The sequence below is a fragment of the Verrucomicrobiales bacterium genome, assembly GCA_016793885.1.
Classification (GTDB): Bacteria; Verrucomicrobiota; Verrucomicrobiia; order Limisphaerales; family UBA11320; genus UBA11320.
On sequence record JAEUHE010000101.1, the window covers coordinates 1 to 2,359 of the forward strand.

A 2,359-nucleotide genomic window follows, 5' to 3' on the forward strand; every position below is an offset into this window, starting at 1 on the left:
CCTGGCGGCGTCGGTTGCCGTGGGCCTCTCGATCGGAGCGATGCATCAGCTAAAGTGCATCCATCCACCAGGAGGTGCCACGGCGTTTACTGCTGTCATGGGAGGGAGTGCGATCCGTCAACTTGGATTTCATTTTGTTATTTTCCCGGTGTTGGCCAATGCGGTGTTCATGGTCGCCATCGCCGTTCTCATTAACGGCTCATTCAAGTGGAGGCGGTATCCGGCGATTTTGAGCTACCCAGCTTCACTACTCCCTTCGCCGTCAGCTAAGGATGCGACCACGCCGACACATGAAGAAATCCTGGCAGCAGTCAAGTCACTGGACTCCTTTGTAGACATCAGCGAGGAGGAGCTGATTCATTTGGTGGAGATCCTCAAGCGGCACGTCGGGAAAGTGGACAGTGATGGTTGCGGCTGATATGCCATGTTGGACCTGTGAACGAGGCGTGCGGGCAGGTAAGTAGCTCTCAAAAATGAATCGAGCGGGAATTGGGCGTGGATCTTCCCTCCGTGACCTATCGTGCGTAAGTCGTTGGCGCTGCCTCAGGCGGCCTGCCGGACATACTGATGATGCTATGGGTCTTGCGAGAGGTGCGGAAGTCGCCGCTTACGAAGCAAAGTTCGTCGCCCTCGGCTTACCGTGACTAGGAAAGTTTAGCGACAAATCCACCGTCCAGGGCCACGCGAATCCGAAGTTGATCTCCCGAACTGACGCGGGAACGGGTGTGGACAAGGTGGTTCGGGTCCTTGTCGGTGTCGTTCGCATCCTTCCAGATCTCTGCATCGAAGGAGCCTTTTCCGAGGAACCCCAGTGGTATTTCCAGGTCGCGGGGCTGAACCGCCGACATGCCTCCGAGATACCAGTCTCGACTTTTGCGGCGGGCGGTCACTAACACTTCACCCACCTGGCCGATCAACACGCGCGTGTCAATGCCTCTACTTCCAGTAGGGTGGAACGTCCTTCTTGGTTTCGGTAAGAATCTCGCGGATGGCCTGTTTAGTCTCTGACGGGATCCCCGCGAATGCCGGACCAGTGTCCTTGCTGGTGAGAATGTCCCAGAGGCGTCGATAAAGCGTTTCCTTGAGTTGCTCGGGTAGCGCGTCAAAGGCATCAGAGTAGATCAGGTAGCTGCACGGATACTTGAAAAGCCGCCTCTCCAGGTCGAACTGGCGCAATGATCGTCCCTTGGTGTCTTTGATGCCCATCGCTGTGAACTGCCCTACAAATGCGGCTGATCCGTGGATCGGTGCGGACAACGGCGCTTCCTCTGTAAACAGCAGGTATTTCAGAAAACCTTCAATCTCACTCTTCATGTGGTTGAGGTGGCCAAATTGCCGAAGTGCCGCGGTGGAATCCTGGTTGAGGCGAGTCAGAAAGTTTTGCATGTGAGCCTGATGCTCCAAAGTCATAAGTGCGACGATGTCGCTGGCCGCAGCCGGATAGCGGGAGACGTCGAAGAACCGTTTCAGATCTATCTGGTTGCCAAGATAGTTCGGCTCCTTCTCGTGCCGCGCGAAGGCCTCTCGGCCGCTGAGATTGCCTCGGTGTGTTTGTGCACCATGAGTTCCAGTCACGTACCAGCCGCCCCAGCGCTCGCTCAATGGTGTGCGGTGGTTGACCAATGATGTCCCGCTGGCCATGTCCACCACGCCGTCGGCATCTGTTACAAACGAGCGCACAAGGGGTCCCGGCACTCCCAAGGTCTTGGTCGAGGTATGACATTCGAGACACTGATCCGTGCGCACAAACCTAGGTCGCCCGGTCTTCCCTTGATCAATCGAATAAAAGACCCCACCCAGCTTGGAATCCATTCCGGAAACCTCGATAAACGGTGCGCCGGGAATGAAGCCGAGATAGACTTCGTCGTTGAAGTAAAGTGCACGAGGTGTTTTCGGTGTGATGCGCTCACGTTGCAACGAAGTCTTGGAGAAAACCAGCAGCTGTGAATGAGAGGAAACTCCCAGCTCTTCCAACAGGGAAAGCAGGTAGCCGAATTGGGCGTCGTGCCTGAGCTTCACCTCGGCCCGGTCGATGCGCTCCTGCAACCGTGCGATGGGACTGGTATCCTTCGCCTTGGAGTAACTGCTTGTCCCCTCATCAAAGGGATCCAAGGCCGCGTCACCGGGGGTGGCTCCGAACGCGCGGATTCCACTCGTATCGAGCAGTACGACCGAAACCATGAGAAGGCTTCTGCACAACACCCTCAACGGTGTGGGAAGTCGTGCCGTCCGTCGCGAGATCAGCCGTTTCGAGCCTCCCGCTTCTTGATCATTTCTCAGGCCTTCCAGCGTCATAGGCCGAATGTAGCTTTCCCTACGACGTTACCATTGACCTGGATCAACTGTTCGCAACATGGCA

The 2,359-nt window shown here is 56.3% G+C and carries 3 protein-coding genes; 1 reads left to right on the top strand and 2 read right to left on the bottom strand.

From position 1 onward, the window contains the following. A partial coding sequence (locus tag JNN07_11565; GenBank protein ID MBL9168370.1) for an HPP family protein occupies window positions 1-418 on the top strand: 418 nt, incomplete at its 5' end. Window positions 419-644: 226 nt separating this feature from the next. On the opposite strand, the gene JNN07_11570 is transcribed toward JNN07_11565, so the two are convergent. Together JNN07_11570 and JNN07_11575 are read right to left on the bottom strand one after the other, a co-directional pair. Then, on the bottom strand, window positions 645-920 hold the full coding sequence (locus JNN07_11570) for a glycoside hydrolase family 97 C-terminal domain-containing protein (GenBank protein ID MBL9168371.1): 276 nt from the start codon (window positions 918-920) through the stop codon (window positions 645-647). Between the two features lie 16 nt (window positions 921-936). Continuing rightward, a complete protein-coding gene (locus tag JNN07_11575) occupies window positions 937-2,295 on the bottom strand; it encodes a hypothetical protein (protein ID MBL9168372.1) in 1,359 nt (452 codons plus the stop codon). Between the last annotated feature and the right edge of the window lie 64 nt (window positions 2,296-2,359).

Excerpts from the sequence above, each read along its gene's own strand:
- JNN07_11575 (MBL9168372.1), bottom strand. The coding sequence starts at position 2,295 with ATGACGCTGGAAGGCCTGAGAAATGATCAAGAAGCGGGAGGCTCGAAA.